The following is a 13,166-nucleotide window of genomic DNA, read 5'->3' on the forward strand; positions in this document are numbered from 1 at the left end:
AAAGTTGGCTGCAATAAGCAGTGCTTATATTGTAGCCGGTGTTATAGGACCAGGCCAAGCAACGGGATGGAATCCCGGCCGACTCGACCATACTCCCCCTGGACAAGGCTGTAGGCCCGTTCGGCCGCCGGCCCTGCAAGCGAGACGCCGACGGGGCGCCCGTAATCCATGCCGCTGTATGCACCCACGGCCAGGGACAAGGGCCCGAGAAGCCCTGCCCTATCGACCAGCTCGGTGATACCGCCACCGGACGCCCAGTCGGTGTCGAAGGCGCGCCAATCGTATTCGTCGTCGTCGAAGGTACTGTTCAACCCTTCCTTGGCCATGTCGCGCAGCATGACGGCGGCGAAGGCCAGCGGGAGCCCCATGGCAATCCCGACCTGGGCACTGGCCGTCGAAGCCAGGATGCTCTGCCCTTCCCGACGCCGCTGGGTATATTCCCTGGCCACACCGTCGATGAAGATTTTCTTGCCACCCCAGGCGAAGGACTTGAGCTGCCAGAACAGCGAGAACCACGGATTGGAGGCCCAGCCGGGGCGCATGGCCGCATTCGGACGCAAAATGGACTCGTCCACGAAGGCATACAGTCCCTGGCGCAATTTCTCGCCGGCCGGCGTGTCGAAATTCTGCCCCTCGCTGTAGAACGCGCTGACATCCTGCGGCGTCAGCCCCAGGTCCTGCAGCTGGCGGATCGCCGTGGCGTCCCCTTCATTGGCCTTGCGTGTGGCACGGGTGATGAAGCCCAGCCCCATCTGGGTGGCAAGCGCCCGGTTATGATCCGTGATGGCCTGGAGGCCCGTGATCTTGAAGAACACGTCCGTAGCCCAGCGGACTTCCGGTGTCATGAAGTCGTTACCGTAGCTGTTGTGCAGCGCATCCATGGTCATCTGCGACTGCACGGTGCCAACACGGCGGGCCAGCTCGGCGCGCTCCTCGCGGGTGAACTGGGTCAGCGTTTGGTACAGGTCCTTGAATGCCGACGTGCTGTGCATGCGCATCGCGGTAGTCGCCAGATCAGTCACCTGCGAGATGGACGCCAGACCGAGGGTGGTCATGTAGACGTAGGCCCCGACGGCGGACAGTCCACGGCCGACCTTGGGCGGCAGCTGCTTGCCGAACAGGCGGTTGCTGCGCCCCATGTAGTTCTCGACGATCTCGCGGGCCAGTACCTGGTCCTGTCCTTCCAGCTGGTCGATCTCGTTTTTCACCTTGGCCGCCGGGTCGTAGACCATGACCGGGTCCTGGCTGGTTTCGACGCGGTGCTTGAGCTTGGCCAGGTAATCCTCGTCGATCGGTTGCCCCTGTGAGCGACGGTATTCCAGGTCCTCGACGACGGCCTTGCCATCGCGCTCCGCCCCGAAGGCACGCTCGAACTCGGCACGGTGGATGGCCGAGCGGATGTGCATCACGAAGGAGGACTTCGGTGTCTCCAGGAACTTGCCCGCCTGAAGGTCGGCGTTGCTGACGTTGGTCAGGACGCGCGCGGCCTTGGCATTGAGCCCTGGCCCGGCGCCGGCCTGATCCGCTGTCTGCAATTCGACCTGGCCGCCCTGCTGGGTGATGGCCATGAAGATGCTGTCAGCCGACGCCGTGTCGATGCTGCTGTCGGCCTTCATGATCAACGCTTTGAACTCCTCGGGCCGCGCCATCATCTCGGAGACGTTATAGACGCGCGTCCCGTAGACGCTCTTGCTGTTGAAGCCGTTCACATGGGTTTCCAGGTGCTGACCCAGCTCGGTCATCAAGTCGAACAGCGGCAAGGCGTCCTGTGGCAGCTGATCGCGGGGGACTTCACGCTGCACCAGGGTCATGACCTGCTCGGCGCGGCGCTCGTTGTCCGGGATGGCCTGGTCAAACTTGCGCAACCAATCGGCGGTTTCCGATTCGCGGCGGTTCATGTAGCCGGCGGTGGTGGCGTCGCGGCGAGTGCCTGGGGCACTCCAGAACATACCAGCGATCCGGGCACCGCGCGGTCCCATCTGGCGCAGGCGACTGTCATCGGTGTAGACGATGTCACGCAGGGCACGGGCCCCGGTCTTGAGGAAACGCGGCGAGCGGTCATTGACCCACTGCTGGCTGCGGGTGAACCAGCTGCTGCCCGCGTTATCCGCCACGATGTCGGCCACGCTCTCGGTCAGCGGATCAGCGACCGGGAGCCCTGGCTGGTTGGGGACCACCGGCATGCGGCGGGCCTGCTGTCCGCGTTCACGGGCGCGTTGTGCCATCTGACGCACGATCTGCAAGCCGTCCAGGTCGCCTTGGGGGATGCCATCGGTTCGCGGCGGGCGCTGGCCGTCATCGACCAGTCCTGCCAGCCAGTCCTGCTGTTGGTCGGCACGCAGCATGGCTTCGCGGGCCTGGGCATTGCGCTCGCGTGCCGTCTTCTGGGCATCCCGCGCAGCCTGCTGGGCATCACGGCGAGCGCGTGCCTTCTGTGCTGTCTCGACGGCCTGCTCGAACTGTTCACGGCTCGCCTCGACACCGGCACCATCCCATGCCTGCTTGCGGAGGGAATGAAGCTCGCGGCGGGCCTCCCGCAGCTCGGCGTGCGCGTCTGCATTGAAGCGGTTCCGGCCGGTCGTCGTCTCCCGCTCCAGACGCATGACCCGCTCCTGCAGCTCGGAAGTCTGTGCCAGGGTGTCGAAGAAGCTGTCGGCGGTCTTGTTGCCCTTCATCCGCGTCGGCAGCGCCATCTCGCCCTTCTTCACCAGTGCCGTCATCTGGCGCTTCACGCCGTCGAACAGGCCGCGCAGCTTGGTGCGAAGCTCGGCGAATGCGCCGGCCTTGGCCACCATGGCCTGGTTGCTGCGCACGCGGCGGTGCATCCAGCTGGAATAACGGTCGGCGACCCACTCCTCGAAGCCGGTTTTCGGGTCCTCGTATTGATGCACCAGTCCTTCCCGGCGGTCCTTCTCATAGGCGCGGTACAGGGTGTTGAACCGGCGCTTGTCCTTGATCAGCGTGTTGAGGTGATCGCGGTAGGCCACATGGCCCAGCTCATGCGTCATCACCATCGCCATGGCGTCCGTGCGGGGACGGCCGTTGGCGTCGGTGAGGCTGCGCAGGAAGATGACCGAGGTATCCCCGACATGAATGGTCGTGCCGGCGGCGCTACGCTTGCCTGCCAGCGTATCCTCGAGGCTCTGCCGGATCGCCGGGGTGCGCTCCATGTGGAGGTGCCCGTTCTCGCTCATGGCCTCGTTGAGGTCTTCCATCGAGGTGGTGTCGGTGGCCACCAGTACGCGCTGGCGCAGGTTGGTCACCCGACGGGCCAGGTGGGTCACATCCGCGACCCAGGTCGGCAGGCTCTCGTCCACGAAGGTGTCGTGGCTGGTTTCCTTGAGACGGCGCGTTTCTCGCGGCGTCGCGGTGGAGCCCCGGCTTTCGATCTTGCGCTCGCGGGTATCCACCCCGCCTTCCTGCTCGGTCAGGAACCATTCGTGCTTGGCCTGCTCGTTGAGCGCGGCGATCACATCGTTGGGGACATGGTCGATCGGACCATCGATCACGGTGTCGAGCTGCACCAGGCTGACCGCGTCACCGTACTCATGGATCAGGGCGGTACGCTGATCGGCGTTCATGTCCTCCCACAGGGCTCGCGCCTGATCCGACGGCCAGGCGATGTCGGTATCGGTCACGATCTCGATGGCGCCGTGCAGGCCCGGAGCCAACAGGATGTCCCCCGCTTCGTTCTGCTCATACTCAGACGGCATGGTGATGCCCTGGTCGTGCAGCATCTTGCGGGAGCGACGGAATCGCTTGAGCGTGTCCTGAGTCCAGGCCAGGTTGCCTTCCTTGTTGCGGCGCGTCGGAATCGCGGACAGGTGCGACAGCAACAGCACGCGCTGCTGCTCGGTGATCGCGTCCGAATCACGCAGCCGGATTTCCGCAATACGTGGCCCCATGACCGAGAATGGCAGGCCATAGATATTCTTGAACTGCACGAAGCTGGTCGCCTGCTGCAGGGCTGGCGATGCCTCGGTGTTCGGTGCCCAGGCCGCGATGCGGTAACCGCTGTCATCCAGCACGGCCAGTGCGGTGGCCAGGCCAGTGCGTGAGCGCTGTGCCGTGGTGTTGCCCCCGAGCCCTTGCGAGACGTCCATGCCGGCGGCAGCCAGTACCTTGGGGTTGACCCAGATCGACTGTCCATTCGGGCCGGTCATGCGCAGTGTGTAGCGCTTGGCATTGTCGTTGCGCGGCTCCTCACGCCCGGTCCAGCGGCCACGATCGAGGGCATTCATCACCCGTTCGGTGGTGCCCTGCACCGTGCCATCCTGGGCATGGAACGCGGAATCCCGCTCGGCCTCGGTCGGATCGCGGCGGCGGACCAGGGCGTAGTGCTCCGCACCGTTCTCGCGCTTGTTGGCGAACGTAAATTCATCGTTGGGGAAGCGCTGCTGAAGTTCCTGAGCCTGCTTCACCATCGCGGTCGGCACCAGGTGCTGGTCCCCTTGCGGCGTAGTGATCAGGGTGGTGGCCATGTTCTCGGTCACGGGGCGCCAGCCGAGGTTCTGGACTGGCGCACTGCGGGCACGCATGTCATAGCCCTTGTCGCGGCGCGTCAGGGCAGTCGGGTCGAGCTGTTGCGGCCGGGTCTGGATACCGGCGCTGCGGCCTGCCCCTGGGTTGACCTCGTCGATCATGGCCCCTTCGGCCATCGCGGTAACCGGGCGGGTGCCCTGGGGCTCCGGGGTGAAGACGTCGTACACCAGCGCGCGGCCATCCGCATCGCGGTCCACTCCCTGGCGATCGAGGAAGATGTCGTTGATCGCCTGATCGAGTCGGGCGTCCGAGGCATCCTGTGCCAGGTCCGGGTCCTCGAAGTCCTCGCGGCTGGCGGGACGCTCGCGGCCGGTGAGCTTCATGTCGCGGGGCTCGGAACCAACCGCCGGGTCGAAGTCCTGACGCGGGGCCGGCTGGGCCTGCGGCTGGGCGGGCTCCGGGGTAAAGTCCTGACGCGGTGCCGGTTGCGCCTGCTGGCGGGCGGGCCCGTTGCGCAGGTCGAACTTGCGAGCCGGGGCCGGTTGCGCAGCCGGTTGTTCTGGCGCTGGGGTGAAGTCCTGACGCGGGGCCGGCTGGGCCTGCGATTGCGCCGGCTCGGGCGTGAAGTCCTGACGCGGTGCCGGTTGGGCCTGCTGGCGAGCGGGGCCATTGCGCAGGTCGAACTTGCGCCCTGGAGCCGGCTGGGCCTGCGGCTGGGCGGGCTCCGGGGTGAAGTCCTGGCGCGGGGCTGGTTGAGCGGCCTGTTGCTCGGGCTCCGGGGTGAAGTCCTGACGCGGTGCCGGCTGAACCTGCGGCTGGGCGGGCTCCGGGGTGAAGTCCTGACGCGGTGCCGGTTGCGCCTGCGGCTGGGCAGGCTCCGGGGTGAAGTCCTGACGCGGGGCCGGTTGCGCCTGCTGGCGAGCGGGCCCATTGCGCAGGTCGAACTTGCGAGCCGGGGCGGGTCTGCCTTCCCGGTCTGCGGCCTGGATTTCAGCGGCTTCTTCATCCGAGATCAGCAACGGATTGCCATGCTTGTCGTGCGTGCGGGCAGGCTTCGCCGCCGGCTTGGCGTTGGCCCGCGCTTCCCGATCCGCCAGGTGCTGCTCGAGGCTCGTGAACTCGACGCGGCCCCCGTAGTTCTTCAGGCGCTCGGCAGCGGCCGGTTGGTCATCGCGGTCGATGACTTCGGAATGGATGACAGCGTTGTTCTCGTCACGCACGGCAGCGGCCATCGCGCGGTCAGGGGCGATGTCCTGCTTGGACCGGCCATAGCCCAGGGCCTCGGCCATCATGGCGTCGCTGCCACCCTCTTGCTCGACCCGCTGGGCCAGCTCGGCATCGCGGGTATAGAAGGTGCCGTTGCGTGTACGTGCGGAGTACACGTCTGCGGCATCAGCCAGTCCGGTCGGGGCCGGTGACGCACTGTTGACCTCGACGCCCCGCTTGGGGTTATTCGGGTCCATGGCCGCTCGGAACTGGGCATCCACATCGGCCTGGCCTTCCGGCATGACGACACCGGCATCATCCGGGGCTGCCTGCGGCTGTGCCTGGGGCTGCGCCTGGGGCTCCGGCTGCGGGCGGCGGGTGTTGACCACATAACCACGGTCGTCCACGACGGGGTCGAAGCGGGAGGCGAAAGCGTCGGCGCGCTCACGCAGCGACGGGCCGGCATCCGGTGTCGGGGCTCCCGGGGTGCCATCAGCGGGTGGTGTGGTGCCGTCATCCAGCGGTGAGCGTCCTTCCACCACATTGCGGCCAGCGCCCTGGAGCATGCCGATCGGGGCATCGATCGCGGCACCACGCGCGGCACCCGCAAGGGCGCCTGCAGCGGCGGACTCGATACGACGGTGACGGGCTTCCTCGGTGCTGGCATAGCCTGGTTGCAGGTAGTCACGGAACTGAATCAACAGCTCCTCCTGCGCTGCCTCGGTACCGCCTTCCGCCACGGTGGCTTTCCCGACCTTGCGGCCGGTCTGCGCCAGCAATGAAGGGGCTTGCCGGGCAAGATCAGTCCCCAAGCGGCCGGACTGCTTGAACAGCCCGCCGACCACTTCAAACGCCTGATTGGCCGCGACGGCATCGAGGGCTGCCATGCCGCCGCCGATGGCGGCTGCACCCCAGGGGGATGGATCACCTGCTTCATGGGACTCGCGGTAGGCTTCGCCGGCCGAACGCGGGTAGCCCCCGGCGGTGGCCGCGTACAGCGCGCCGCGCTGTGCCATGGTGGCGCGCAGCGTGTTGTCGAGGATGTTCTGATCGAGTCCGGTGCCACGGCCTTTGGCCACGCGCTCCAGGGAGTCGCGCAGCTCCTTGGTCAGCATGGTCTTCATGGTGGTGCGCATGGCCAGACCTTCCGCTGCACCGCCGGCAGCGCCCACCGGACCTGCGGCAGCCGCGCCAAGGGCTGCGCCGATCGTGGCGGATGCCATCCCCTCGATGATATCCGGGCCGAGACGGCCCAAGGTCGTGACCGCCCAATCGCGCAGTACGCCGGGCGTGCCGGAATCCAGCACGTCATGGAACGTCGGAGCCCCTGCCGCGATGTCCTGCCCCTCTCGCATGTCGCGCAGGGCCGAATCGATCAGCGCCTGATCTGCCTCGCCGAACATGTCCTGGAGCATCGCGCCGGCAAACTTGATCCCGCCCTTGAACTCCTGCACACCTCCCGAGAAACTGCGGCCGAAAGACAAGGGCGCGTTCTGAGTGCCCCCGAACTGGGCGTCCGGGCGCTGAGTCTCGAGCGAGTATTGGGGTTGTGCATTGCGGCGGGCCAGCTCGTCGCGGATCAGGTTTTCATAGGCCATTGGGCGCCTCTCTGTTTATAAGCTGTGCTTATCTTAACGACCTGCGCCGCCCTGGCCTAGCGCAGCTTTGAGCTTGCCGATCTCATCCCCAAGGATATAGTCGCGGCGGACCTTATCACTGAAATCGCTGCCTTCGGCTCGCAGGCGTTTGTCTACCTGCAACAGCACCTCGGTGCGGGCCCTCGGGTCATCCGCGAACTGATAAAGGTTTTGCCCGTTCATGGCTTCTTTGTAGCGTTTCCGGGCGTCGTCGTATTGTTCTGCACCTTCGACCGTCTTGAAGATTTCCGGGTTCTGTGCCGCCAGGAACAGGGCTGCCGGGTCTTTCTCCAGGTGCTCGTTATCCTTGAACGCACGCTCCAGTGAGTCAGGAATCCAGTCATTGTTGGTCTGCAACTGCTGACTGAGCTGTTGCAGACGCACGTAGCCGTTGGCCACGGCCTGGTTGTTCCAGTCGGTGCCCTGCAGGCCACTCGGGAACAGGTCATACGCATCGCGGATATCGGTACGCATCCGGGGCAGCACGCGCTCCAGCGTCTCTTCATCCAGTCCCATCGCCTGATAACGGTCGGTGGCTGTATTGGTGATGGTGTCGATGGTATCGGCGACGTTCTGGAAATCATCCCGCGCATCGCCCTTGGCCTTGATGCCCTCACGGAGTGTCTTACCCTGCTCGGTGATCAAGGTGCGTGCTGTCTGCTGCTGCTGGGCGATATCGTTAGACGCCAGTGCCGTGGACTGCTGCATGGCGGCACCAATCAGCTGGACCGCATCGGCCGAAACGACCCCGGTGTCCACATAGCGCTTGAACTGGGCATCATCCAACCAGCCAGCGGCGCGCAGGCGTACCGCCTGAGCGATCTGGGCATGCGTCGGGCGCCCTGTGCCGGAGTTGACCGAGTAGGTCGCCGAGGCACCATTCGGGGTCAGGGAGTTCACCATCCCGCTCATCGCAGCGGTCATTTCCTGGTCCGAGGAGGAATCTGCCAGGGCATCCATCGTGGCGGTGCGGGTGATGACTCGCTTGGCCTGTCCGGGGCCGATGCCCTTGCCGTCCACCACGCGGCGGGCAATCGGGTCGCCCTTGGCCGTGGCCCGAAGCCCGGCATCCGTGGTCTTGGCCACGTAGTTGCGGGTTTCCTTGAACGGAATCTTGTTGATCCACTCCGCAACATCGACGTCGGCGCTGCGCGGGTCACCGAGCTTGAGCTTGGAGCGGTTGCGGCCGGTGTGGTTGGTGCCATTGACCCAGTCGTTCACCATTCCGGGGCCGGCGTTATAGGCCGCTGCCGCCATGATCGGGTCGCCATACGTTTCGACCTGCTCGTCGTAGTAGGCGCGCCCCAGCCGCATGTTGTAGTCCGCGTCGTTTTCGTAACGCTCGCGGTCCCAGGGAATGCCGTTCTTTTCGGCGACTTCCTTGGCGGTGGCCGGCATCACCTGGGCGATGCCTGTCGCCCCCTTCGGGGAGCGCAGCGGTTTGCCCTGACTATCGAACTGCTCGCCGTTGCTTTCAGCCCCGATCATGCGGTTCCAGGTGCGATCGATCTCGGCGCCGAGGTTGGCCAGGCGTTCGTTGCCGGCATTCAGGTTCTCGGTGCCGACGATCTGCTCGACCCCCTTCTCGGCGAAGGACGCCAGCTTGTCTCGCGCCTTGCCCACAGTATCGGTGACCGAGTTGTAGGCATTCTGAATGACGTTGTCATCCCCGGTGTACTCGATATCGAGGCCATTGCGACGGAATCCGCCCGTGGATTCCTCCTCGGACTCATCACCGCCCCAGCGTTCCCAGATCGGCGGCACGGGTTTCGCGGGCGCTTCCGGCTCGGCTGGAATCCCGAGACGGCCGATGGACGGTTGGCCCTGCGGCTCACCCTGCGGCTGACGACCAGCCTGTGGAGGTACGGCCAGCGGGTTGGCGCCACCGTTGCGGGTGACCGTGGTAGACGCGCCCATGCCCGGCGTCGGGCCCTGCAGATTCTGGAACTGAGTGGCGAGGCTACCGGAGCTGTCGAACAACGTGCGCAGATTGTCGCGGGCCCACTCGGCGCCATAGACCTCCACCCCATCACCATCCGCATCCGGCAGCGGGGTAAGGTTGCCATCCGCGTCGCGGGCCAGCGGGATCAGCATGCCGGTGCTGCCGTGCTCCTGTTGGAGCTGGCGGAAGGTAGGTTCATCCATGCCGAATTCGGCGAAATTGGACTCGTCCACGTAGTCCAGGTCATCGACCTGTTGGAGCCCCATGCGTTCGCGCACGGGGTTGTTGTTGTAGGCATCCAGGAACATCCGGCGACCGGGCTCGGTCTTGAGCGCGGGCAGGACGCCACCCGCCTCGGTCTGGAGCTGATCGAAGCGGTAGAATTGTTCGGTGGCCAGCTGGCGCTTCTTCTCGTCGAGCTGCATCCGCTGCGTTTCCGCTGCGTTCTGCATGTACTCGAGGTCCGCCTGGCGCTTGGGTGCGCCCTCCTGCCACTGCCGGGAGGCGATGTCGAGCTGGGCTTCCTTGTACGGGTCGATCTGATTCTGCTGGCCCAGGTTGTAGCCCTTCAGGCCACCACGCACCAATGCCTCGATCGCGGTCAAATCCATGTTTCGTTCCTCACATAAACATCATGGCGGCCATGGCAGCCGTGGCGAGCATCTGCGTCTGCTGTGCATCCTGCGCCTGATCGGCGCTGGCCTTCTGCGCCTCGTATGCCTGGTTGCGTGACGACGCCATGCCGGCGGAATTGACCAGCCCCCCGGTGGCCTGACCGACCAGCTGTTGTCCGACATCCGTCAGCGAGGTGCGGATGTTCTGGTTGCGATCGATCTGCGCCAGATTGGCCGTGTTGTAGGCATCGGACGTCGCCAGGGCACTGGCGCGCTGTTGGTTGGCCGCCACCGGAGCACCGCTGATATCGGCCAGGCCGTAGCGGGATTTCATGCGAGCATTGGCCGCGTTGCTGCGCTCGTTAGCCGCCTGCGTCTGGGCCATGGCCGGTCGCGTCAAGTCCTCGCCAATCGACCCGGCCAGCTGGTTCTCGACCGGGGTGTAGGCGTTGCGATAGCGCTCCCACTGGGCCTTGAGGACCTTGGCCGCGTTGTCGTTGGGGCTCACGCTCTGCGAGATTGTCGGGACAGTGCTCATGGCGCCTCCTTACTGGCGGTTGTACCCGCCCGGAATTGCGAGCTGGTCAGTGAAGCCGTTGGGGTTGGTCGTCTCAAACAGACTCTGCCGGAGCGCCTTGTTGTTCGTGTACTGCTGGTATTTCCCCATGCCCATGGTGGCCAGCGAGTTGAGGGCGCCGAACTGGGCATTGCTCTTGGCGATATCCGCTTCCGACTCGCGCCGGTAGGTGTCGAGCATCGCGGCGTTGTTCTGCTGGCCCAGCTGGGTGAGGCTCTGCTGCTGCTGACCCGCGATCCCCAGCCCCGTGTTGATCGCGGCGAGAGTATTGCCGTCCCGCTGCTGCCGATCCCCCAGCACGGACTGTGAGGCGTTGGAAGCGCCGGCCGCCTTGAGCGCCGAGTTGATGGCGTTGAGGTTGGACAGGCTGGTGGCCACGTTGGCGTTGCCGAACGACTGCTGGAAATCATTCGACGCCTCGCGCATGAGGTCGGCGTTACCCCGCCCCTGCCGCAGGTTGGTCGTGGAACGGTCCACGTTGGCCAGCATGTCGTCTTCCAATGGCGCATACATGGTCGCGTAGCGGTTCCACTTCTCGACACCCTGCTTGGCGAGTTCCTTTTCTTCCGCCGTGGCTTCCGGCTTCTTGGGCGAGCTGCCTTTACCCATGGTCCACCTCCTTTTCGAATACCAATGACATGACCTTGTAACCGTCCGGGGCCAGCTTGCGGCCCCATGCCGGGCGCGTCGTGGTGAAACTGATCCTGTCCGCGCGGGCATTGACCGCAATCGCATCCATGCCATCCAACAGGTCGCGCAGCATGGCGGCGGGAGCCCCGACCCGGATGTAGGACATCCACGACCGCAGCACGCGGTCCCCGGTGGCTTCCGTCTCGATGTGGTAGACCGACCAGCCCCACGGGCGATCGCCGTCGGTGAGGACCACCATGTCGGCCATGTTCGAGGCGATTGCGGCATAGACATCGGCCGCGATCTCGGTCACCTGGGGGCTTTTGGCCCGGATGGCCTCAACCCCCTCCTCGAGGAACGGGTACAGGGTGCGAAGCTCACGAACTGAGGTCACGGTATTCAGCATCAGTAGCCCCCGTAGCGCACGACGCGGGTGGCAGGCTGATCCAGCCCTTCGGCCTGGCGCTTGGCCTGGGCCACATACTGCTGGTAGCGGGCCATCTGGGCGCGGGCGAAGTTGGCATCGGTCCAGCGCTGGCCGGGGATGGTGAGCAGCCAGGCAGCGGCCAACGCCACCAGGGCCTCGCCCCACCGCTCGCCCAGCCAGTCCGGGATATCCATGGCCGACCGGCGAGGGATCAGCGTCATGACGCCCTCGAGGCGGTACTGAGAATCGGGCACCGGAGCCAGGACCATGTCATCCGCACGGCTCCAGTAGTAATGCGTCGGGCGACCGCGCTCGGCATTCGGGTCCTGATTGCGCATCATGACCTCGCTGTCCCGGCCCTCGAGCCGTTTGCCGTCCAGGCCGATCCACTCCAGGGAGGACACCGTGGCCGACCCTTCCGGCTCGATGGGGTAACGGTCTAACCCCGGAACGGCAAACACCTGGAAGGGAACCTTCCAGATGCCTGTGTCCTGACAGAATTGGCGTGCGGCCCTGCGCAGTTCGACCCAGATGGTCGGCTCAGGGCAGCCCACCACATGGATGGCGGTATCCTGTGTGAGGGCTGCGATGTCCATTATGGTGCTCCAGGTGTCGGGTCTTCCCCTTGGGCATTACGCTCGGTCTGCATACGCACGCCCAGGCCCTGGGTGAATGCCTGGTAGTACCAGCCTGCCTGCTCACGGTTGGCGGCGAATTCCGCGTCCTTGGAATAGGCGCGGTACAGCACGTAATCCGTGTAGGCATTCAGGTAGGTGGCAGCCAGCGGCAGTGTGGAATCGAGGCTGTTGACCATCGGCGGCTCGGCCGAATAGATCAGGTTGATCGATCCACTGCCGTCGGAAGGCGGGTACACGTAGAAGCGCGTCGGATCGTGCGCCTCGAGCATGTAGTGGCGGACACTCGGCTGCTGGTTCATGAGGTGCCAGTCCGGGTGGCCGATGTCGAGGACATCACGGTCGATGCGTCGGATCGAGGACCCGTTGACGTTGCGCACCACGTCGATCACCACGATCGCCCCCTGCGGGGCCTGCTGGAGCGTCCCGGGGGACATCAGCATCGTGGTGTTGACCGGGTGGGCGCTGGGCTTGAGCTGGACGATGGCCTGAGAGGCATCGTTGATATAGCGGATCAGCTCGTCATCCAGCCACCGGACACCGCCCTCGGTGTTATCCAGGGTGGTGTCACGAACGCGGGTGATGACATCGCGGGCGGTGATGGGCATGGCTTACACCTCGCCTTTTTCGATCTGCTTGGCAGCGGCATCGCGCAGATGCGCCGGGATGTCCTGACCAAGCTCGGCTTCGATGGCATCCACGCGGACAGCGCCGTCGGAGGTCAACTTGTCGGCGTTGTCTTCATCGATGATCTTGCGCATGGCAGCGGCGATTTCACCGACCGTCGGGCCCTTGCCGCCCTTCTTGGCATCGGCCTTGGTGTCGGTCTTGGCATCGGCCTTGGGTGTCGCCGGCTTCGCCTGACCCGCTTCGCGGCAGCCAGCGGTCAAACACGCTTGAACCGCGATGTCTGGGACGGGTCGCGGTTCCTCGGCCTTGAAGTTGAGCGAATGGCCCTGCTTCGTGGAGACGTGCCGGTCGATATCGGATACGAGATTCGTAGGCATGGGATGTCC

8 protein-coding genes are annotated in these 13,166 nt (G+C 65.4%); all 8 read right to left on the minus strand.

What is annotated here, in order from left to right; translation table 11 throughout:
• Positions 1 to 41 precede the first annotated feature (41 nt).
• Genes QD172_RS01770 through QD172_RS01805 form a run of 8 tightly spaced genes read right to left on the minus strand, consistent with a single transcriptional unit; the run spans position 42 to position 13,157 of the window.
• A complete protein-coding gene (locus tag QD172_RS01770) occupies positions 42 to 7,286 on the minus strand; it encodes a hypothetical protein (protein WP_279854693.1) in 7,245 nt (2,414 codons plus the stop codon).
• Positions 7,287 to 7,319: 33 nt separating this feature from the next.
• Positions 7,320 to 9,878: a transglycosylase SLT domain-containing protein gene (locus QD172_RS01775; protein ID WP_279854695.1), complete on the minus strand. Its 2,559-nt coding sequence runs from the start codon at positions 9,876 to 9,878 to the stop codon at positions 7,320 to 7,322.
• Between the two features lie 10 nt (positions 9,879 to 9,888).
• A complete protein-coding gene (locus QD172_RS01780) occupies positions 9,889 to 10,419 on the minus strand; it encodes a hypothetical protein (protein ID WP_279854696.1) in 531 nt (176 codons plus the stop codon).
• 9 nt (positions 10,420 to 10,428) lie between these two features.
• Positions 10,429 to 11,067, minus strand: a complete 639-nt coding sequence (locus QD172_RS01785; protein WP_279854697.1) for a hypothetical protein — start codon at positions 11,065 to 11,067, stop codon at positions 10,429 to 10,431.
• Positions 11,060 to 11,494 carry a hypothetical protein gene (locus QD172_RS01790; protein ID WP_141392752.1) on the minus strand — a complete coding sequence of 145 codons (435 nt, stop codon included), beginning with the start codon at positions 11,492 to 11,494 and terminating at the stop codon, positions 11,060 to 11,062. The genes QD172_RS01785 and QD172_RS01790 overlap by 8 nt, the downstream gene beginning before the upstream one ends.
• Entirely contained in the window at positions 11,494 to 12,111 is a 618-nt protein-coding gene (locus tag QD172_RS01795) for a hypothetical protein (protein WP_279854698.1), read from the minus strand. Before QD172_RS01795 ends, QD172_RS01790 begins: the two co-directional genes overlap by 1 nt.
• Positions 12,111 to 12,758 carry a DUF6682 family protein gene (locus tag QD172_RS01800; RefSeq protein WP_271302947.1) on the minus strand — a complete coding sequence of 216 codons (648 nt, stop codon included), beginning with the start codon at positions 12,756 to 12,758 and terminating at the stop codon, positions 12,111 to 12,113. The genes QD172_RS01795 and QD172_RS01800 overlap by 1 nt, the downstream gene beginning before the upstream one ends.
• A gap of 3 nt (positions 12,759 to 12,761) precedes the next feature.
• Positions 12,762 to 13,157 (minus strand): hypothetical protein, encoded by a 396-nt coding sequence (locus tag QD172_RS01805; protein WP_279854699.1) that lies wholly within the window; start codon positions 13,155 to 13,157, stop codon positions 12,762 to 12,764.
• Positions 13,158 to 13,166: the final 9 nt, after the last annotated feature.

The sequence above is a fragment of the Cobetia sp. 10Alg 146 genome (assembly GCF_029846385.1).
GTDB lineage: Bacteria > Pseudomonadota > Gammaproteobacteria > Pseudomonadales > Halomonadaceae > Cobetia > Cobetia marina.

Coding starts and splice junctions, on each gene's coding strand:
- QD172_RS01770 (WP_279854693.1), bottom strand. CDS start 7,286: ATGGCCTATGAAAACCTGATCCGCGACGAGCTGGCCCGCCGCAATGCA.
- QD172_RS01775 (WP_279854695.1), bottom strand. CDS start 9,878: ATGGATTTGACCGCGATCGAGGCATTGGTGCGTGGTGGCCTGAAGGGC.
- QD172_RS01780 (WP_279854696.1), bottom strand. CDS start 10,419: ATGAGCACTGTCCCGACAATCTCGCAGAGCGTGAGCCCCAACGACAAC.
- QD172_RS01785 (WP_279854697.1), bottom strand. CDS start 11,067: ATGGGTAAAGGCAGCTCGCCCAAGAAGCCGGAAGCCACGGCGGAAGAA.
- QD172_RS01790 (WP_141392752.1), bottom strand. CDS start 11,494: ATGCTGAATACCGTGACCTCAGTTCGTGAGCTTCGCACCCTGTACCCG.
- QD172_RS01795 (WP_279854698.1), bottom strand. CDS start 12,111: ATGGACATCGCAGCCCTCACACAGGATACCGCCATCCATGTGGTGGGC.
- QD172_RS01800 (WP_271302947.1), bottom strand. CDS start 12,758: ATGCCCATCACCGCCCGCGATGTCATCACCCGCGTTCGTGACACCACC.
- QD172_RS01805 (WP_279854699.1), bottom strand. CDS start 13,157: ATGCCTACGAATCTCGTATCCGATATCGACCGGCACGTCTCCACGAAG.